The 18,115-nt window shown below is 67.8% G+C and carries 18 protein-coding genes; 3 read left to right on the forward strand and 15 right to left on the reverse strand.

Features of this window, described 5'->3' with window-relative positions:
- Positions 1-84 precede the first annotated feature (84 nt).
- Positions 85-966: a hypothetical protein gene (locus tag GDR74_RS13580; protein ID WP_152586803.1), complete on the reverse strand. Its 882-nt coding sequence runs from the start codon at positions 964-966 to the stop codon at positions 85-87.
- Between the two features lie 76 nt (positions 967-1,042).
- On the reverse strand, positions 1,043-1,477 hold the full coding sequence (locus tag GDR74_RS13585; RefSeq protein ID WP_152586804.1) for an OsmC family protein: 435 nt from the start codon (positions 1,475-1,477) through the stop codon (positions 1,043-1,045).
- 174 nt (positions 1,478-1,651) lie between these two features.
- Here GDR74_RS13585 and dapF point away from each other — a divergent pair, with 174 nt between their 5' ends.
- Both dapF and GDR74_RS13595 read left to right on the forward strand, forming a co-directional pair.
- Entirely contained in the window at positions 1,652-2,533 is an 882-nt protein-coding gene (gene dapF, locus GDR74_RS13590) for a diaminopimelate epimerase (RefSeq protein WP_246179447.1), read from the forward strand.
- Positions 2,530-2,883: a RidA family protein gene (locus tag GDR74_RS13595; RefSeq protein ID WP_152586805.1), complete on the forward strand. Its 354-nt coding sequence runs from the start codon at positions 2,530-2,532 to the stop codon at positions 2,881-2,883. Before dapF ends, GDR74_RS13595 begins: the two co-directional genes overlap by 4 nt.
- A gap of 22 nt (positions 2,884-2,905) precedes the next feature.
- Here the strand turns inward: GDR74_RS13595 and GDR74_RS13600 are convergent, their stop codons facing one another.
- Positions 2,906-3,445, reverse strand: coding sequence for a pyridoxamine 5'-phosphate oxidase family protein (locus GDR74_RS13600; protein WP_152586806.1), 540 nt, complete (start codon positions 3,443-3,445; stop codon positions 2,906-2,908).
- A gap of 298 nt (positions 3,446-3,743) precedes the next feature.
- Between GDR74_RS13600 and GDR74_RS13605 the strand changes: the two genes are divergently transcribed.
- Positions 3,744-3,983, forward strand: a complete 240-nt coding sequence (locus GDR74_RS13605) for a hypothetical protein (RefSeq protein WP_152586807.1) — start codon at positions 3,744-3,746, stop codon at positions 3,981-3,983.
- Between the two features lie 107 nt (positions 3,984-4,090).
- Here GDR74_RS13605 and GDR74_RS13610 read toward each other — a convergent pair whose 3' ends face one another.
- From GDR74_RS13610 to GDR74_RS13665, 12 genes are all read right to left on the reverse strand, one after another.
- The gene (locus tag GDR74_RS13610; RefSeq protein WP_152586808.1) at positions 4,091-4,906 is read right to left on the reverse strand and encodes a DUF1194 domain-containing protein; all 816 of its coding nucleotides are present in this window, start codon (positions 4,904-4,906) and stop codon (positions 4,091-4,093) included.
- A 190-nt stretch (positions 4,907-5,096) separates the two neighbouring features.
- A complete protein-coding gene (locus tag GDR74_RS13615) occupies positions 5,097-5,393 on the reverse strand; it encodes an HU family DNA-binding protein (RefSeq protein WP_152586809.1) in 297 nt (98 codons plus the stop codon).
- Positions 5,394-5,739: 346 nt separating this feature from the next.
- Positions 5,740-6,582: an endonuclease/exonuclease/phosphatase family protein gene (locus tag GDR74_RS13620; RefSeq protein ID WP_152586810.1), complete on the reverse strand. Its 843-nt coding sequence runs from the start codon at positions 6,580-6,582 to the stop codon at positions 5,740-5,742.
- Between the two features lie 13 nt (positions 6,583-6,595).
- Positions 6,596-7,507 (reverse strand): ABC transporter permease, encoded by a 912-nt coding sequence (locus GDR74_RS13625; RefSeq protein WP_152586811.1) that lies wholly within the window; start codon positions 7,505-7,507, stop codon positions 6,596-6,598.
- Positions 7,504-8,337 carry an ABC transporter permease gene (locus GDR74_RS13630; RefSeq protein ID WP_152586812.1) on the reverse strand — a complete coding sequence of 278 codons (834 nt, stop codon included), beginning with the start codon at positions 8,335-8,337 and terminating at the stop codon, positions 7,504-7,506. Before GDR74_RS13630 ends, GDR74_RS13625 begins: the two co-directional genes overlap by 4 nt.
- Before the next feature lie 88 nt (positions 8,338-8,425).
- On the reverse strand, positions 8,426-9,559 hold the full coding sequence (locus GDR74_RS13635) for an ABC transporter substrate-binding protein (protein WP_152586813.1): 1,134 nt from the start codon (positions 9,557-9,559) through the stop codon (positions 8,426-8,428).
- Positions 9,552-10,661 carry an ABC transporter ATP-binding protein gene (locus GDR74_RS13640; protein WP_152586814.1) on the reverse strand — a complete coding sequence of 370 codons (1,110 nt, stop codon included), beginning with the start codon at positions 10,659-10,661 and terminating at the stop codon, positions 9,552-9,554. The genes GDR74_RS13635 and GDR74_RS13640 overlap by 8 nt, the downstream gene beginning before the upstream one ends.
- 185 nt (positions 10,662-10,846) lie before the next feature.
- Positions 10,847-11,971 carry an alanine racemase gene (locus GDR74_RS13645; protein WP_194164543.1) on the reverse strand — a complete coding sequence of 375 codons (1,125 nt, stop codon included), beginning with the start codon at positions 11,969-11,971 and terminating at the stop codon, positions 10,847-10,849.
- A gap of 152 nt (positions 11,972-12,123) precedes the next feature.
- Positions 12,124-13,317 (reverse strand): hypothetical protein, encoded by a 1,194-nt coding sequence (locus tag GDR74_RS13650; protein WP_152586816.1) that lies wholly within the window; start codon positions 13,315-13,317, stop codon positions 12,124-12,126.
- A 10-nt stretch (positions 13,318-13,327) separates the two neighbouring features.
- Positions 13,328-14,515 carry a polysaccharide pyruvyl transferase family protein gene (locus tag GDR74_RS13655; protein WP_152586817.1) on the reverse strand — a complete coding sequence of 396 codons (1,188 nt, stop codon included), beginning with the start codon at positions 14,513-14,515 and terminating at the stop codon, positions 13,328-13,330.
- Between the two features lie 38 nt (positions 14,516-14,553).
- Positions 14,554-15,852 (reverse strand): glycosyltransferase family 4 protein, encoded by a 1,299-nt coding sequence (locus tag GDR74_RS13660; RefSeq protein ID WP_152586818.1) that lies wholly within the window; start codon positions 15,850-15,852, stop codon positions 14,554-14,556.
- Positions 15,849-18,110: a glycosyltransferase family 2 protein gene (locus GDR74_RS13665; RefSeq protein ID WP_246179480.1), complete on the reverse strand. Its 2,262-nt coding sequence runs from the start codon at positions 18,108-18,110 to the stop codon at positions 15,849-15,851. Before GDR74_RS13665 ends, GDR74_RS13660 begins: the two co-directional genes overlap by 4 nt.
- Positions 18,111-18,115 lie beyond the last annotated feature (5 nt).

Here is an 18,115-nt window from a genome sequence, read left to right on the forward strand (position 1 = left end):
TTGAGTTCCCTCATCGTTGAAGTCTCCTCCTTTACCACCGAAAAACTTGCCGTTTGAGGTCCATCTTTCGGAATTCTCCCGTCCTCAGCCTTCCGCCGCGACCACGAGCACGGTCGCGTCGTCGTGGATCTTCACGCGGCGGAACGAGCGGCCCGCATCGTCGTGCAGCTCGCGCTCGCGCAGCTCGTCGAAGAGGTCGTCGCCCCGCCCCGCGGCGAGCGCCGCGTGAAGCGAGCGGTCGGTATAGGCGCCGAACACGTCCACGAGGCGCATGAAGCCGTCCGTGGCGAGCACGACCGGCGCGCCCGGCTCGAGCTGCGCCGAGAAGCGCAGCTCCCGGCCGGCCCAGGGGCGAAGCGGATTGACCACCCAGTATCCGCCGGGGCTGTTGAGCCTGGCGCGGTTCTCCACGATCTGGCGGCGGACCGGCTCCGGCACGACGCCTGCCGCGGAGCCCCCCTCCCCCAGCGCGGCCAGAGTGAGGCGCTCGAAAGGCTTGGCGCGTTCGTCGGTCCAGCGCAGCACCTCCCCGTCCGACGGGACGAGCGCGACCACGTCCCCGAGGAAGCGGCCCGTGAGGCGAAGCCTGCCGCGACCCGCGGCTTCCTCCACGCCGATCAGTCCGAGGCAGGCGGAGGGTCCGGCCTCCGTCGGGGAATGGGGCCCCTGTCCGGCCGCCGCCTCGTAGCGCCGGGCGATGATGGCCTGAAGCTCATGGAGCGGGTCCCCCGCTCCGCGCCCTGCCTGCAGCAGCGACGGGAGCCCCTCCTGGATCGCGGCGGCGAGCCACGCCGCATCGCTCGGAGCGGTTTCGATCCGCCGGTCCGAGACCCCGGTCGCGCCATCGGCGACCCAGGCATGGCTGCCGAGCAGACCGGCGCAATCCTCGTTGACGCGGAAGCCGGGCAGCGATCGCCGGTAGAGGGACCGGAAGCGGGTATGGAGGCCAGTTTCGCTCACGCTCACACTGGTCTCATATTGGTCGCTTCCTGTCTACAGTGGTCTTATGGGCTTTTCACATGGATGGAAAGGAGCGCCCGCCTCAGGCGGCGGGCTCTCCGGCCTCCTCGACGACCGACCATTCGTGCGTGATCTCGGCGACCGCGCCGAGCATGATCGAGGCCGAACAATATTTCTCCTTCGACAGGGAGATCGCCCGCTCCACCTTCGCCGGCGCGAGATTGCGGCCGGACACGCGGTAGACCACGTGGATCTTCGTGAAGACCTTCGGATCGGTCTCGGCCCGCTCCGCCTCCACCTCGACGACGCAGTCCGTCACGTCCTCGCGCCCGCGCCTGAGGATCTGCACCACGTCGAAGGCCGTGCAGCCGCCGAGGCCGATGAGCAGCATCTCCATGGGCCGGATGCCCAGGTTCCGCCCTCCGTATTCGGGCGCTCCGTCCATGACGATCGCGTGGCCGCTGCCGGACTCGCCGACGAAAGCCATTCCCTCGACCCACTTCACCCGTGCCTTCATGATGCGCTCCTCGGCATTCGCCCTTGCATGGTGCCTGCATATAGAACGCCGGCGCGCCCGGACGGAAAGTTTTTTCTCCCCGCTCGTCTAACTTGACAGTGCGGGTGGCGGAGCTCAGTCTCGCCCGCCTGCGGCTCCCCGCTCCGGTCCTCCTCCCTTCGCGACAGGCCTCCCGTGCTGTCCTTCGACCTTCCCGGCCGCCCGTTCCTGAAGATGCACGGGCTGGGCAACGACTTCGTGATCGTGGACGGCCGCGCGCAGCCCTTCCGCCCCTCTGCGGACGCCATCCGCCTCATCTGCGACCGGCATGTCGGCATCGGCGGCGACCAGCTTCTCGTCATCGAGGAGCCCTCCGTTCCGCAGACGCACGGGCGAATGCGGATCTACAACGTGGACGGAACGGAGGCCGAGACCTGCCTGAACGCGACTCGCTGCGTCGTGCGGCTCCTGATCGACGAGAGCGGGCGGGATTCCCTTCTCCTCGAAACCCTCGGCGGCCTCGTCGAGGGCTCGCGATGCAGCGGGGAGCGCATCGCGCTCCGGCTGGAGGCTCCGCGCTGGGAGTGGGATGCGATCCCGCTCGCCGCGCCGCGCGACACCCTGAAGCTCGACCTCGCCTCCGGACCGCTCCACTGGCCCACGGCCGTCAGCCTGGGCAATCCCCATCTCGTCTGCTTCGTGGAGAGCCGCGACGCGGTCGACGTGCCGCGCTGGGCGCCGGCGCTGCAGAACGATCCCCTCCTGCCGGAGGGCGCCAATGTCGGCGTCGCGGAACTCGTCGCGCCGGACCGGCTGCGCCTCGTGGTATGGGAGAGGCCCGGCATCCTGACCCGGGCTTGCGGCAGCGGCGCCTGCGCGGCGGTGCTCGCGGCGCGGCGGCGGGGCCTCACCTCCGAGCGCCGCGTCACGGTGGAGATGCCGGGCGGTCTTCTGGAGGTCGCGGTCCGGGAGGACGGCGGCCTCGTCCTCACGGGGCCGGCGGCGGTCGCCTTCGCGGGGCAGCTTCCCGAACACCTGCAAGACACTGGGCCGAAGATGAAGGAGCGACAGCCGTGACGGCGATTTCCCGCGTGGGGGTTGCGACCCGCTACAGCGACCTCGTGATCAAGGACGACGTGGCCTATTTCTCCGGCTACGTCCCGGAGACGAGCGTCGGCGCCTCCGTGGCCGAGCAGACGAAGGACGTGCTCGACCAGATCGCCCAGTCCCTCGCCGAGATCGGCAGCGACAGGAGCCGGATCCTCCATGCCACGATCTGGCTCGCGGACATGAGTCATTTCGACGAGATGAACGCGGTCTGGGATGCGTGGGTCGTGCCCGGCGAGGCGCCCGCCCGGGTCTGCGTGGAATCGAAGCTCGCCGACCCCGGCTACGGCCTCGAGATCCAGATCGTCGCCGCGCTCTGAGGTTGTTTCGGACGGCGGCCCGTCAGCGAAGCGAGGTGCCGGTCCAGGACGGCGGGTCGCTGGCGGGGAAGGATTCGAGGTCCGCCTCCTCGACCCTATCGGGCTCCGTCCCGTCCCTCGCCTCGGCAAACTCCGTGTGGCCGAAGCCCTTCCGGTAATCGAGGACCGAGAACACCTCCGGCACGATCCGGTAGAGCGCCACGCCCTCCAGGCCCTGCGTGGCATATTGGGCAAGCTGCGGGAACTTGGCGAGCATCAGCCGCACGGCCTGGTCGATTTCGGCAGGAGCCGTCAGCCGCTGGGCCCGCCCGGCGAGGGACACCCCCCTGATCTGCTCCCAGGTCTCGTATGGAAGGGCGATGGCGACGGAGACCCGGTCGTCATGGGCGATGTTCCGGGCCTTCTGGGACTGGTCCGCGCAGCCGAAATACAGGTGAAGGCCGCTGCTGGCATAGGAGACGGTCGTCGCCTGCGGGTATCCGTCCTCGCGGATCGTCGCGAGGGTCATGTCCTTCGCCCGGTTCAGGATATCGACGATTTCCCGCCGCAAGGTCTCGTCCATCGCCACGAACCTCCCTATCGATGAATTCTAACACAGCGGACGGGGGTTGGCTTCCCCGGAAAGGCTTGGGGGCGCGTGCTCTGCGGGAGGTCCTCGGAGGCAAGATTATCGCAACTCTGTTGCGGAACCTCAGGGCGCACAACCTGAAAAGCGGAGTATTTTCGAGATTTTTCTCAAGCCAAGCCATTGCCGGATAAAGAAAAAAGCAAATGAAACAAAATCCACTCTTCGCCCGGAGAGCAGACAGCATCCCCGTTTTGAGCGAGAACGGCGTCCAGACTGGAACATGGAGGTCGACATGACCCACGAATTCGATTTGATCGGCGCTCTCACGAGCTTCTCCGTCGGCACCCTCGACGGGCGCGACGCCATGATGGTGATCGAGATCGCCGCGACTCCGGACGATTTCGCCCGCGGCATCCGTCACCAGATGCCCGTCGCGATGACGGCCGACCGCGCCCGCGAGCTCGGCGAAGCGCTGCTGATGGCGGCGGAAGCGGCCCTGATGGGCGACGCGCCCACCAACAGCGTCAATTGACGTGCCCCCACGCCGGCGCCGCCGGCGCGACGCAGCCCGGAGCCGTTCCTCCCCCTGCCGCGGTGCATCCCCGGCAAACTCGGGCAGGCCGGCACCGAGAGCCTGCGTCAATGGTTCGGCTGCGCGGGCCTGTCCCTTTCCTGCCGTGTCTTCTCGCCGGTCCGGCAATCGACGCCGGGAGGGGTGGAAGCGGCGGGAACCGCCGCGACGTCCCGGCCGTCGATCCCTGACACCTCGCGCAGGATCTTCAACTCGATGAGAGCCGCGAACTGATCGACGTCGCGGACCGGCTGCATGAAGGCGCCCATCCCGCCGATCACGCAGTCCCGGTAGTAGATGTCGAGCACATCCATGTCCCAGGCGGCTTCCGGCTCCTTGATCATCACGGGGAGGCCGTTGATCGTGATCCCCGCGGCGGCGAGCTGATCGCGCGCTTCCGTCACCGGGCGTCCATCGTTGTTGGTGCCGTCTCCCGAAACGTCGACGACCCGCCGCACCGTCTCGGCCTCCATCTCCCGAAGGAGCCGCGCGCTGAAATCGAGCGCCGCCGAGATCGAGGTGGTCGTTCCCCGGCGCACGGGTTGGAAGGCCAGCTTCTGGGCGAACGTGCTGGCGGAATCCGGACCGTCGATCGCCGTCCACGGGACCACGACGGCCTGATCGTCCGCGGACGACCATTCCACATAGGTGACGGCGATCCGTCCGAGAATCCCCCGCTGGATCGCCTTGTGGACGAGGGGCGACCGGAACGCCTCCACGAATCCGTCCCGCTGCAGCTGCTGCTCGCGGGGATCCATGGAGGAGGACACGTCGACGGCAATGACGAGGGCGAGGTCGAACCTGGGTTCGGCCTGAACGGGCTGGACGAGAAGGCAGGCGGCGAGAGACAGGCACAGACGCGGGGACCGGGGCAAATGGAACATTGCCACCTCCGTTCAGGATGGCCCCCAAGCCCGAATGGACCCATTCGGCGCAACGGCTCGCATTGAAGCCTGAACGGCAATGGTTGCCGCTGGTTCCCGCTCCGCCTTTGGAAATGGCCTGCCCGGCACTGCAGCCCGAAAAAATTGGGCGCCCGTAGGCGCCCAATCCGTCACGAAATGTGAGGCAGTCTCAGCCCTTGCGCGAGCGGCGCTTGGAATTCACGCGCTCCTTCAGCGCCTTGGCCTGCTCGAACTTCACGTTCTTGGAGGCGGCGATCTTGATGGCCTCGCCCGTCTGCGGGTTGCGGCCCTTGCGCGCCTTGCGCTCCGAGAGCTTGAACTTGCCGAAACCGAAGATCGCGACCTCCTCGCCCTTGTGGACGGCGTCGCTGATGGCCTCGAACACGTGCTCCACCACGTTTCGCGCGAAGGCCTTCGTCAGCTCGTACTCCTGAGCAATCTGCTCGATCAGTTCATTCTTGTTCATGGGTGTTCCTTCGATCCCAGAGGAAAGCCTGACAGGTGAGCTTTCCCGGCAAGGTTAGCTCATCCGCCGCGATTGCATGGGTGTAACCTCTGCGTCAAGCCGGATTTTCTCGATTCTCGACCTTCTGCCAAGTCTCCGTAACGTCAAATACCTTGCGCGGCGGCGTCAATACGACCGCTCGACTGGCCGCGCGCCCGGCCGCCCGGGAACCGGGCTCAGAGCGGTTTACGCTTCGATGGAATCGCACTCCGCTCCGAAGCTCCTGGTTTGCCGCGTCTCCGGACAAAGAACCGGTTCCCACTCCTCCTGAAAAGGCTCTATGGGCCGGCAGAGGCCCGTCGGCAGGTCACAGGTCGAGTTCGAGCAGGACGGGCTGATGGTCGGAGGCCTGGCATTCCTGGTCGTAGGTAATGCGGCGCAGCCGGGGCCGGAGGTCCTCCGTCACGAACATGAAGTCGCAGCAATGGGGCGGCCCGTTGACCTGCTCGTAGATGCAGAAGGAGTAGGGATGCGCCTTCGCGCCGTTCAGGGCCTCCCAGGCATCGACGAGGGCGGGCGCGCCGTCCTCGAAGCTCTCGGAGATCCGCCTCTTGGTCGGGTCTTCGGGGCGCATGTTGAAGTCGCCGGTCAGGACGGCGGCGGAGGCCGCCGGGAACCGGACATAGGTGCCGGGCCCGTCCTCGCGGAGCGTCCGGGCCCTGGCGTGGGCGGTGCGGTGGGCTTCGCGGATGCCCTCGACCTGAGCCCGGCGCAGCGCGCCGGACGAGTATTCGAGATGGGTCGTCATGACCCGCAGCGGCCCCGAGCCCGTCTCGACGGTGGCCTCCAGCAGCAGGCGGGGCATGTTGCGGGTCGGCGCCGCCTCCCACGGCAGGGTGTAGCGCAGGACCTGGCTCACCGGCCGGCGCGAGAGGATCATGTTGCCGAAGCGGCGGCGCCCCCCCGCCCCGTCCGGAATGTCGAGGGCGACGCCTTCGACCGCCGTGAAACCCGGCAGCAGCGCCGCGAGGGCGGCGAACTGGTTCCCGCCGTCGTTGCCCTTGAGGTTGCCGAAATTGTCGGAAACCTCCTGAAGGCACAGCACGTCGAAATCCGCGATGTTGCGCGCCTCGGCGATCTGGCGGGCGAGGTCGACCCGGCCGTCGATGCCGAGTCCCCACTGGATGTTCCAGGTGATGATCCTGAGCATGGAGGTCCTGCGGTTACTGCCCGACCTTGCTCAGGACGTCGGCCTTCAGGAAGCGCTCGATGACGATCATGAACAGAACGGAGGGCACGAGGAGGATGAGGGCGGTGATCGAGGCGATCTGGTAATTGCCGCCCATGCTTGCGTTGTAGAGGAGAAGCGGCAGGGTTGTCACCTGCGGAACGCCGACGAAGAACGTGCCCGTGAACTCGTCGAGGGATTCGAGAAAGACGAAGATCGCGCTGGCCATGATGCCGGGCGCGGCGAGCGGCAGCGTGATGGTGAAGAAGGTGCGCAGCGGCGAGGCGCCGATGTTGCGGGCCGCAAGCTCCAGATCCCGGTCCACCGCCGCGAAGGCGGCGGCGGCGATCCACACGGAATAGACGAGCCCGTGGGCGGCATGGACCAGCACCACGCCGGGAATCGTGCCCGTGAGCCCGAGCCCGTAGAAGACGCGGGCCACGTTGATGTAGATCGCCACGGAGGGAAAGGCCTGGGGGAGCAGGAACAGGATCATCAGCGCCGTCCGCCAGGGCAGACGCAGCCGCGCGAGCGCGTATCCCGCCGGCACGGACACGGCGAGCGCCACGACCACGGTCAGGCACGCGATGCCGACGCTGGTGGCGAGCGAGGCCATGGCGTCGCCCGTGGGGCGGAACACCACCTCCCAATATTTCAGTCCGTAGGAGACCGGCAGCTTGAACGGGGCGTACCAGCGCTCCGCCACCGACCAGAGCACGAGATTGGCGAGCGGCCCGAACAGCAGGAAGGCGAAAAGCGCCAGGGCCACGACCTTCAGGAGCGTGGAGCCCAGCGCCCAGACGCCCGCCGCCGCCTTCGACGCGGCCGGCGGACGGCCCGCGTCGGCGCGGCCCGGCCGCTTTTCGGAATATCCGCCGGCGGCAGGGGAAAGCCCGGTCCCGCTCATGCCTGCACCTCCCGCTTCACGTTGTGGCGGAGGTAGATCCAGGCGACCGTCCCCGCGATGACGTAGGAGATCACGCCGAGCGCGTTGGCGGTGGCGTAGTCGCCGTAGGAGTTGATCCTGAAGGCCATGTCGACCGTGAGCATGGTGGGCTGCGAGCCCGCCACCATCATCGGCACCGACAGGACCGACAGCATGGTGACGAAGGAGAGCACGAGGCCGACCAGCAGGGTCTGCGCTACCTGCGGCAGCACGAGTTCGATCAGCACGCGCAGGCGCGAGGCGCCGAGATTGCGGCCCGCCTCGACGGTCGCCCGGTCGATGGAGGCCATGGCCCCGGCGAGCATGAGGGTGACGAAAGGCACCTGCTTCCACACGAAGGTGACGATGATGCCGCGCCAGTCCAGCAGGCTCGTGGCCTGGATCGGCTCCATGAGTCCCAGCGCCACGAAGGTGTTGTTCATCAGCCCGTTCTTGGCGAGGAAGGTGCGCATGCACTGGGCGGCGACGATGAAGGGAATGAAGAGCGGCCAGCGGTAGAGGCTGCGCAGCACCGCGACGAGCCACGGCGTCTCGCTCAGGGTGAGGATGCCCGCAATCGCGATCGAGAACAGGCCGGTCAGCGCCGTCGAGACGATGACGATGAAGAGGGTGAAGAGGATGTCGGTGGAATAGAGCTCGTACGCCTTCCGGAAGGATTCGAGGGACGGCGCGCCGTCCGGCCCCGTGAAGGCGGAGGCGAGCGAGAACCCGAGCGGGTAGAGAAAGAGCACGCCGATCATCGCCAGGGCGGGGGCGATGAGCAGGAGGCCGAAGAGCGAAGGTCGCGCCATGGTCGAGCAGGATCCCGGTTTCGGCGGTGAGCCGGTGCCGAAGCGCCGCGGGCGCCCGCGCCGGACGCCCGCGGAATGAACGGACAGGTCAGTTCGCGACCTTCTTCTCGTAGGCTTCGAGAATGTCGTTGAAATAGGGGCTGATCGGGAACGGCTTGCCGTTGGCGGAAAGCGCGTCCGGCGGGATGTCCGCGAAGAGCTGGTTCCACACGGCCTGGTCGAGCTTGCCCTCCAGGTTCTTGGCATCGATGCCCGGATACCAGTTGAACCGCTTCACGATGCCCTCCGCCTGCACGTCGGGGCTGGTCGCGAGCGCCACGAACTCCGCGGCGAGCTTCTCATGCGCCGTCTTGGCGGGGATCGCGTAGTACATCGGCTGCCCCGGCATGCCGGGCGACACGAGCTTCAGGCGCATGTTCGGCGGAAGCTTGCCCTCGGCCTTCCAGGTGTAGAACATGTCGACCCAGACCGGCCCCATGGCGATCTCGCCGCGGTTGAGCATATCGAGAGTGCCGGCGTTGCCGGGCGTGATCACGACGTTCCGGTTGAACTCCTTCAGGTCGGCGAGGGCCTTCTCCCAGGTCGCCTTCTGGGCGGCGTCGTAGGGCCCCTTCTCCAGCTTCGCCGCGTCGCCGCCGAAGGCCGCGACCCAGCCCGTCACGAAGGCGACGCCGGACATGCCGCCCTTGATGCCGTTGTAGCCGAACTGCTTCGGGTTCTTCTTCACCCACTCGCGCAGCTCCGCATAGCTGTTCGGCGGATCCTTGATGAGGTCGGGGTTGTAGGCGATGGCGGTCTGCGAATGGAACATCGGCATGACGTATCCCGAGACGTCGGTGCCGAGGGAGTTCGTCGCCGTGTCGCGCGTCACGAGCTTGCCGGTGGGAAGGTCGTCGCGGTACTTCTTGAGCAGGTTGCTCTGCACCATGGTGCCCGCGGCCTTCTGGTGGATGACCACCACGTCGAAATCGGCGGGAGCCCCGGCCTTGCTCTGCGCCTCGAGCTTCTCGAAGATCTTCTGGGACCCGCCGTCGCCGGGTCCCGTGCCGACGGCGACGACCTTGACGCCGGGATGCTGCTTTTCGAAAAGCGGACCGAGATAGTCCTTGATGTAGTCGACCATGTTCTGGTCGCCGGCGGTTGCGACGTTGAGCGTCTGCGCGCTGGCGGCGCCCGTCATGAGTAGCGCCGCAAAGCCCGCGGCGTAAAGGGCTCTACGCATGGATTCCTCCCTTGGCTTGATCGGTGGGGAACAGGTGCAGCGACGCCACCGGCAGCCTCAGGCCGACGGGGCGGTCGACGTCGTGGTAGCCGTCGTCCGTCACGGTGAAATGACGGTCGCCGATCGCGACCACGTACCTGTAGTGTCCGCCGGGATACGTTCTCTGCGTAATTGTCCCGGGCAGAACGATGGCTCCCTCGACCCGGGCGTCCGGCTCGTCGAGGGACGCGACGTCGTCGCGGAAATAGGCCGTCACGGCGCCGACCGGAACGGCGCCCGCATAGGGAACGGCAGGCCCGTCGCCCGTGCGGATCTCGACGCCGCCCTCGGCGGGTCGCACGTCCAGCTCGATGGTGTTCTCGGCCCCCATGAAGCTGGCGACGAAGGGCGAGTTGGGCCGGTCGTAGACCTCCTTCGGCGGCCCGACCTGTGCGATGCGCCCCGCATCCATGACCACGATCCGGTCCGCCATGGTCATGGCCTCCTCGCGGTCGTGGGTGACGTGGATGGCCGTGAAGCCGAGGCGCGCCTGGAGCGCCTTGATCTCCGAACGGAGCTGGATGCGCACCTTCGCGTCGAGGTTCGAGAGGGGCTCGTCGAGGAGCAGGATCTCCGGCTCGATGGCGAGCGCCCGCCCCAGGGCGACGCGCTGGCGCTGTCCGCCGGAGAGGTTGGTCACCTTCCGGTCCTCCAGCCCCGACAGGTTGAGCATCTTCAGGACCGCCGCCACCCGCGCCCGGATCTCGTCCTTGGCAACCCCGCGCAGGCGCAGCCCGTAGCCCACGTTGCCCAGCACGGTCATGTGCGGCCACAGGGCGTAGGACTGGAACATCATGGCCATGCCGCGCTTCTCCGGCGGCACGTCCACCACGTCGCGCCCGAAGAGCCGGATGGCGCCGCCGGAGGCCTTCTGGAATCCGGCGATGGTTCTCAGGAGCGTCGTCTTCCCGCATCCGGACGAGCCGAGGATGGCGATGAACTCCCCCGGGGCGACGGAGAGGCTCACTCCGTGCAGCACCTGCTGGCTGCCGTAGCTGACCTGCAGGCGGTCGACCTCGATCGCGGGCAAGCTGGCATTGTCCACGTCCCACGTCCCTCCCATGATGGCGCTTTCCGCGTCCTTATGGGTCGAGACAATCACATTTGCATGACGGTGAAAAGCCTGGGATTTGAACGGGATCACAACTTTAGCCGGCTAGGCCTCGCCCTTTGGAGGGAGGCGTCCGGCATGTCCCTCCGTGATGCCGTCACGGAATGGAAGCCCCTCCGGCGCCGGGCGGGCCCGCCTCAGACGACGCGCCCCCGCGCGTCCACCGACCACAGGGACGGCTCGCCGCCCGGGTCGGAGACCGCCACGCGGCTGAACAGGTTCACGACCGGACAGGCGTGGTTGGGATAGATGAGCAGACGCGTCCCGGTCGCGAGGCCGCCGCCGCGCCGCTCCACGAAGCCGTGCTCCTCGGAGAGCCGCACCACCGGGAGGCCCTGCTCCCGGCCGTCGAAGGCGAATGCGAGGCCGTAGCCGCTGCCGCCGGAACTGTGGGCGCCGAGATCGGAGGTGAGCGCCTTCGAGCCGGCGTCGACGATGTAGTAATCCTCGTTCGCGCTCACCACGGTCGCGACCACGGCGAGGGCGACATCGTCCAGAGTGGCGATGCCGAGGCGGACGGCGGTGAGGTCAAGGAAGACGTAGTTCCCCGGCCGGATCTCGTCGATGTCCTCGAAGCTCCCGGACGCGAAGACGGTGGGGGTCGAGCCGACGGAGATCTTCGCATCGGGAAAGCCGAAGCCCTCCATTCGCTTCTTCGCGAGCAGCATGAGGCGCCGCTCCTCCGCCGCGACCTCGGCGATCGCGTCGCGCCCGCGGCAGGCATAGGCATGCCCCGCATGGGAGAGGAGCCCGTCGAAGGCCAGCGCGGGCGCCTGCCGCAGCGCATTCGCCAGATCCCCCAGCGCGGGCGAATCCGCCGCGACCCCGCAGCGGTGGAGCCCCACGTCGATCTTGATCCGCACCGGAACGGCGCGCCCGACGACCTTCGCCGCCCTGTCGAGCGCGGCGATCCCCTCGCGGCTGTCGGCGATGAAGGTGACGGAAGCCCGGTTCCGCTCGGCGGCCTGGAGCAGAGGGATGATGCGCTCGGCATCCACGACCGGATAGGCGACCAGCACGTCCTTGAAGCCCGCATGGACGAAGACCTCCGCCTCGCTCGGCTTCGAGGCGGTCAGCCCTTCCGCTCCGAACTCCTGCTGCAGCGCGGCCAGTTCGACCGACTTGTGGGTCTTCACGTGCGGACGCAGACGCACGCCTGCCCCGGCCGCGATGTCGGCCGCCCGTTGCAGGTTACGGAACATCCTTTCCCGCTGAACGAGGACGAAAGGCGTCTTCAGGTCCGGTAGGTCTGCCCAGTTCATGGGTCGCATCGGTCTTCTCGTTTCGGTCCCGGCTATCTATCGCAGAAAGGTCGCCGGACCCAACCTGCCCAGGAGTCGCATCCTTCCTGCGGCTGCGGATTAAGCCTTTCTCGCGGGTGCAGGGAAGCGGGAGCGCGTCGCCGCCCCCGCCCTCACGGCGCGGCGCGGATCGCCACCGGAACGCGCACGAGGTCCCGGTCCCAGGTCACCCTGCAGTCCTTGAGATTGTAGCGGGTCAGGTAGAGATAGCCCGTCGCACCCACATCCTCGAACGACGGGGTGCGCGCCTGCGGGTCGAGGAGGCTCGGATAGAAATAGGCGTCGGGCCGGTCGCACGACTTGTCCCAGAGGAGCTGCGCCTCCATCACGAGGACCGGCGGCGTCCAGGTCAGGAGGTCGGCGGAGGCGGAGGCGTAGATCCCCTCGACCGTCCGCCCGTCCGCCGTGCGGCGCCTGTCGCCGAACACGGCGACAACCATGTCCGTCCCGCGCACCTTGGAGACGCTGCCGATCATCCGGCCGATCACGTTGGGCGCAACAGGCTGGCAGACATGGGACGGGGCGTCGACGGCGGGCTCCCGGAACGGATCTGCGAACGTCACGGTGAAGCCCGCTCCGTCCCAGGCCCGCCAGGAAGACGGATCGTCGAGGGTCTTCGTGCGGATGAGGCAGTTGCCCCGGCGCTGGTCCCGGTATCCGTCCGCGAAGATGAAGGCGTAGTACCACCCGTCCCGCTCGACGATGTTCGAGGGATTGGCGTAGCCGACCCGCGCCTCGCGGTCCGTGGGATAGGCATAGGGCAGCGTCGCCACCACAGGCGGCGCCGCGGAGGCCTTCTCGAAGCGGCGCCCGCCGTCATGGGAGACGAGGCCGGTGACGGTGTTGAGCAGGCAGGCGCTGTAGCGGCCCGCGGGGCATTGCCCCGGCGTGCGCTCCCCCCGCAGTTCCGTATGCGCGAGGGCGTAGACCGTCCTTCCGTCGCGGGTGTAGACCGCCCCGATCCAGCTCAGGTCGTCGAAATCGGCGAGGCGCGCCGAGCGGCGCCCCTTGTACACCACCTCGCAGCGCGGGCGCACGGCATCGAGGCTCGGGCCCACGAAGGCCCGGTTGTCGTTGTGGCTCGCGATCAGGCGCACCTCCCCGTCCGCGTTGCGGAAGGCCCGGGCGGAGGCGTCCGGCACGTGGCTTTTGGCGCAGGCGTCGCGCGACCAGTCGAACACCGTCTCGACGGGTCCCGCCGGGACGACGGCGAAGTCCCGGCGCCCGGCCGTCTCGGCACGAGCGCCGGTCCACGAAACGCTTCCTGCCAGGAGAGAGAGGGCGAGAAGCGCCAGCGGCCTCTTCATCGCAGCCCCCTCAGGCGACCTTCTGGACAGGGTCCCGGACCTTCTCCATGACGTCGACCATCTTGGTGTCGACGCCGTTCTCCACCAGGAACTGCCGCATCTCGCGATAGGTGTGGTGATAGGCCCGGTTGAACTTGTCGAACAGGGACTGGTCCCAGTACTCCTCCAGGCTGAAGTCCTTGCCCGAGAACACGTCGAAGCTCGGGATCTGGAAGGTCTCGGCGAACTCCACCGTGCGGCTGTCGTAGGTGAAGTAGATCGAGGGCGTGCCGTTCGACAGCGCCATCAGGTTGCCGTGCAGGCGGTAGCCGAGAACCAGGTCCTTCTGCTGCACCAGATCCTCGTAGTCGGCGACCACGTCGGAATAGAACAGGCGCTCGCGGTGGAGCTTCTCCATGGTCTCGTCGAGATACCAGTCGGAGACCCACTTGTTGGCGCGCAGGGCGGCGAAGGCCTCCTCCTTCTGCTCGGGCGTTCCGAAGACGATCTTCTTCTCCTCGACCTCGCCCTGGGCCATGAGCACGACGTCGAAACGCTGCGCGAGGGACTTCACGAGGTCGCGGTGGAAGGTGAGGTAGCGCTTGATGTCCTGGGCATAGGCCGGCGAGACCTCGCGGCGCATGGTGATGCCCACGTAGCGGACCTTGTCGAGCGGCTGCAGCTGGATCGTCAGGTTCGGGTTGTTGCGCCGGAACGCCGTCGGGCAGCCGACGATGCGGACGTTGCGGATGCCGATGTCCCACAGGACCTGCGCCGAATAGGTGCCGCGCACGCCGATGGACGTGGTGGAATCCGCCATCATGCGGAGCACCGTCTTGGTCTCCTCCGAAAGCTCGATCTTGCCCTTCACGGGCGCCTGGGCGCCGATGCCGAAGGCGATGACCGGGATCTTGAGGCGCTTGAGGACCTCGATGGTCTGGCTCCAGCGCATGTCCTTGTGGACGTAGTTGGAGCCGCGCAGGAACACGTAGTCGTATTCCTCGTTCAGGCGGTCGATGTCGTCGAGGTTCGGGTTCGCGATGGGGAGAACCCCGAGCTTGTCGAAGTTCAGGAGCTTGAGGGACGAGTCGAAGACGAAGGCGTCGCCGATGTTGTGATAGTGGTTGATATGGCTCTGGACGTCCTTGTAGCGATACCAGCGAACGTTGTCGTGGTCGTAGACTTCCCCCGAGGGGATCATGACGAGAATGCGGGCCACGTTGTCTCTCCTTCTGGCTGAAGTTTCTGCCCCGAACCCTAGGCCGTGCGGGCTGCGGGCGTGGAATCGCGGTTCGCCGCGACGGCGTAGTAGAGGTCCAGGTGCCTCTGCGCGCAGTCGCGATAGCTCAGCGGCTGCGGGATTCCGGCGCGCAGGCGGTCCCACAGGCCTGGATCGGTCAGCGCCTCGGTCATCCGGTCGATGAGATCCTCCGGCGAGCCGACCCGGAAGTGCAGGCCGTTCACCCCGTCCGCGATCTTCTCGGCCATGCCGCCGATGTTGCTGCAGATCATGGGCCGCCCGTGGAAGAAGGATTCCTGGATCACGATGGGCGAGTTCTCCCACCAGATCGACGGAATGATGGTCCAGTCGATGGACTGCATGAGCCGCGGCATCTCCGCGTTCTGGTAGGCGCCGTAGAAGCGCGCGCGGGGTCCGGCCTGCTCGACGAGCTTCTCGATCTTCTGCTGGAAGGCGGTGGGCTGGCGCTCCAGGTTGCCGCCGAAGATCATCAGCTGGGCATCCTCTCCCCACACCGATTCCGGAATCCGCGCCACGGCGTCGAGCAGCACGTCCACGCCCTTGAACGCGGTGATCTGCCCGAAATAGGCGAACCGCGCACGCCGCCCGCCCGGCGGCAGCGGCCGGGGCGGCGTCGGCTCGACGATGTCGAGGCCGTTCTCGATCACCGTGAACCGTGAGCGGTCGAGGCCCCAGTCCACGTAGCGGTCCACGAGGAACTGGCTGGGGGAGACGAAATGGTCCGCCAGCTCCAGGAGCCCGCGCACGAACTTCTCGCGCCGCAGGAAACGCGCCGGCGAGATTTCAGGGAAGCAGGCGTTGCAGTCGGCCGGGGAGGATTGCCGGCACAGGCTGTTGTTGCGGGTCTTCACCATCTGCCCGTGATGGTGGCAGATGGACAGGAACTCGTGGAACGTCACCACGATCACCGTGTCGGGCAGGGCCCTGCGGACGGCATAGAGGCATTCGAGGCCCAGGCCGATGAAATGGTGGAAGTGGATCACGTCGGGCTTGAGGTCGAGCACCACGCGCAGGAAATCCCGCTCGATCTCCTCCGTGTTCCTGTTGGACAGGAAGAAGTGATCGTAATCGTCCGCGTGGTAGAGAATCTCGCCTTCCTTCTGGCGCAGGCTGAGAAGCGCGGTGCCGCTGTGGCGCACCACCGGGTGCCCGACGCGCGCGAGAAAACGGGAGCTGACGCCCTCGATGGCGTTCAGGCCCTTGTGGAGGTTGTAGGAGGCGACCTCCGCGCCCCCGAGCGAAAAGCTCGGATGGCCGTGGGAGACCACGAGAACGCGCAACGGATGATAGGTCATTCGACTCCTCGCATGTTGGCGACCAGGAGGGACCAGCGCCGGTCGAAGCTCCAGCGGTCGACGTGCTGCACGAGGCGCTGCCACGGAAGACCGGCCTCGACCGGATCGACCTCGGCGGCGACCATCTCCACGTCCGGCAGCCAGACGGAGGGCGTGCCCGCGAGCTTCAGCTTCAGGCAGAGATCGCGGCTCTTCTCGCGCACGCTCATGTAGGACTGGCTGAAGCCGCCGATGTCGTGGAAGGCCTGGCGGGAGAGGATGCAGCAGGCGCTGGAGCCCGCCATGACCTCCACCGGTTCGGCGCCGCGGATCGCATCGCCCGGGTAGCCGAGGAAGCTGTCGACCAGGCGCCGCTCGCGCTGGTCCAGCACCGTGCCCGCAAAGCACACCGAGTTGTCCTCGAACAGGATGGTGGGGCTCACGAGCGCCTTCCCGCCGCGCTTGCGGTAGGCCCGCTCGAGGGTGGCGAGCCAGCCGGGCCGGCGCGGCATGACGCCGGCGGACAGGAAGACGAGCGTGTCCACGCCCGTGGCATGGGTGGCCGCATCCAGCGCATCGCAGGCATCCTGCACCCCGTCCGCGCCGACGAGCCTGACGCCGAGGCCGTAGAACCGCGCGAGGCGCTGCACCTCCGCCGCGATCTTGCCGTAAAGCTCGACCGGCACGCTGACGATGACGGGCACCGCGTGCATCGCGGGGTCGAGGGCGAGCAGGGACAGGGCGACGAGCACCTCCTCCCCGTCGCGCCGGCCGCCGAGGACCAGCGCAAGGCTGGAGGCGCTCTCGTCGTAGCCGAAGTCGCGCTGCTCCGCGGGCCTCGGCTTGGGGTGATCGAAGGCGTGGATCATCGGCCCGATATGGGCTTCGATCGCCATGCCGGTGGCGGCCGAGCGCGGGTCGAGGGCCGTGACGATCCTGTCGAGGGCGCGGCGGGACGAGGCGCGGACGGGCTTGAGCGGATAGAAGGCCGAGGTGTCCTCGTCGATGCGGATCTCGAAATAGACCGGGTCCGAACCCGTGGCGGCGAGGCCCGGGACGAAGGCGAGGAAGCCGTGGTCGTGCCGGTGCGGATCGACGCTGTGCCCGAAGGCCGGATCCTGGTGGAAGGCCGCGGTGACGTCCGGCCGGGCAAGGCGCGTCCAGGTTGCGTCCACGCGGGCGGCCTGCCTGCCCGCATGGAGCACCACCTCCTTCACCGCATGGAGCGGATCGAGCATCCAGCCGCTCACCAGGATCCCGCCCTTCGGCAGGTCGAGCACCGCATCCATGCCGATCCGGACCGGTTCCTTGAGGGAGGAGACCGTATCGCGGCCGTCGTATCGCGCCCCCGCCTTCCTGAGGAGGCTCAGCGTCTCCTCCCCTGCGGCGGCGCGGGGCAGCACGTCGCGGATGTGCGCCGGCACGTCGAGGGGCGAAAGGTGGACGCGCTTCTCGTAGATCTCCAGGGTCCGCCAGCCGTTCCGGCCGCGGAAGAACAGGCGCTGGAGCCTCTCGAGGTCGAGGGGCGCCCCGCCGGTCTTCAGGATGCCGACGAAGCCGTGTCCCCTCTCGCCGAGATCGTCCCGCTGCACCTTGGCGGCCATGAAATCCGCCATGGTCAGACCCTCGTGCGAGACGATCAGGCGCGCACCGTCGGCGGGCAGCTCGCCCGACCAGCCCTGAAGATAGACCTCGCCGGTGTCGAGGGTCCCCATGACCTCGACGAAGCCGTCCACATGCGCCGTCGCCGTCAGCATGGACAGGGCCGCCGCGACGCGCTTGGGATCGCTCCGGCCCGTCACCAGAGCCTGGGCCACCCCATCCGCGATCTTCGGGAACTCGGCATCCGCGTCGGCGGCGACGATGTTCATCAGGGCCGTGAGCGGCAGCGCCCGCCGCACCAGGGTGTAGCGGACCGGCTGGCCCTTTCGCCGCATCACGATGGAGCGGATCCGCACCCGTCCCGCGACGCGCACCGGCACGACGGCGACGAAGCCGATGCACGCTTCCGGCGGCGCATCCCTCCGCACCCAGGTGACGACGTTCGCGGTCATGGTGAGCGCCGGGTCGCCGTTGAGGAGCACCGGAACCGCAGCGGACATGGAATCCGCCACGCCGCTCACGAGCAGGAGGTCGTCGCCCACGGGCGATGCGATCACGGTCTCGCCGTCGGTCGGGAGGGCCAGGGGATCGGGGGGGAACGCGCCGCCCATGGCCTGGTCCGGACGCGGGGCGTGCGGCATGTCGAGCTGCGGGGAATGTCGGACTGCAATCGTCATGAACT

It is taken from the genome of Microvirga thermotolerans, assembly GCF_009363855.1.
GTDB classification, from domain to species: domain Bacteria; phylum Pseudomonadota; class Alphaproteobacteria; order Rhizobiales; family Beijerinckiaceae; genus Microvirga; species Microvirga thermotolerans.

Coding starts and splice junctions, on each gene's coding strand:
- GDR74_RS13665 (WP_246179480.1), bottom strand. CDS start 18,110: ATGACGATTGCAGTCCGACATTCCCCGCAGCTCGACATGCCGCACGCC.
- GDR74_RS13660 (WP_152586818.1), bottom strand. CDS start 15,852: ATGACCTATCATCCGTTGCGCGTTCTCGTGGTCTCCCACGGCCATCCG.
- GDR74_RS13605 (WP_152586807.1), top strand. CDS start 3,744: ATGACCCACGAATTCGATTTGATCGGCGCTCTCACGAGCTTCTCCGTC.
- GDR74_RS13630 (WP_152586812.1), bottom strand. CDS start 8,337: ATGGCGCGACCTTCGCTCTTCGGCCTCCTGCTCATCGCCCCCGCCCTG.
- GDR74_RS13600 (WP_152586806.1), bottom strand. CDS start 3,445: ATGGACGAGACCTTGCGGCGGGAAATCGTCGATATCCTGAACCGGGCG.
- GDR74_RS13615 (WP_152586809.1), bottom strand. CDS start 5,393: ATGAACAAGAATGAACTGATCGAGCAGATTGCTCAGGAGTACGAGCTG.
- GDR74_RS13585 (WP_152586804.1), bottom strand. CDS start 1,477: ATGAAGGCACGGGTGAAGTGGGTCGAGGGAATGGCTTTCGTCGGCGAG.
- GDR74_RS13650 (WP_152586816.1), bottom strand. CDS start 13,317: ATGAAGAGGCCGCTGGCGCTTCTCGCCCTCTCTCTCCTGGCAGGAAGC.
- GDR74_RS13640 (WP_152586814.1), bottom strand. CDS start 10,661: ATGGGAGGGACGTGGGACGTGGACAATGCCAGCTTGCCCGCGATCGAG.
- GDR74_RS13645 (WP_194164543.1), bottom strand. CDS start 11,971: ATGAACTGGGCAGACCTACCGGACCTGAAGACGCCTTTCGTCCTCGTT.
- GDR74_RS13610 (WP_152586808.1), bottom strand. CDS start 4,906: ATGTTCCATTTGCCCCGGTCCCCGCGTCTGTGCCTGTCTCTCGCCGCC.
- GDR74_RS13625 (WP_152586811.1), bottom strand. CDS start 7,507: ATGAGCGGGACCGGGCTTTCCCCTGCCGCCGGCGGATATTCCGAAAAG.
- GDR74_RS13635 (WP_152586813.1), bottom strand. CDS start 9,559: ATGCGTAGAGCCCTTTACGCCGCGGGCTTTGCGGCGCTACTCATGACG.
- GDR74_RS13620 (WP_152586810.1), bottom strand. CDS start 6,582: ATGCTCAGGATCATCACCTGGAACATCCAGTGGGGACTCGGCATCGAC.